Raw genomic sequence first — 270 nt, forward strand, 5'->3', positions numbered from 1 at the left:
CATACCTTCGCCTACGCCTACGACAAAGCCCGCCGTCTGACCGTCCTCACCAACGAAAACGGCGAAACCTACCGTCTCGATTACGACCAAACCGACAACCTGATCCAAGAAACCGGCTGGGACGGCAAAATCACCGCCTACGGCTACGATGTCGCCGGACAACTGGTTCAACAGACCGAATACGGCCAAAGCAATCATGAAGGCCGTCTGAAAGAGCGTCCAGAGACTTGGCACATCCACCATTTCAAACGCAACATCCTCGGCCAACTG

Annotated in this window: 1 pseudogene; it reads left to right on the top strand. The window is 55.2% G+C overall.

What is annotated here, in order from left to right:
• Positions 1–270: pseudogene (locus HMPREF2696_RS11040) on the top strand (RHS repeat protein); the annotation flags it as partial.

Origin of the sequence: Neisseria sp. HMSC058F07 (assembly GCF_001810035.1) — a bacterium.
In the GTDB taxonomy this organism is placed as follows: domain Bacteria; phylum Pseudomonadota; class Gammaproteobacteria; order Burkholderiales; family Neisseriaceae; genus Neisseria; species Neisseria perflava.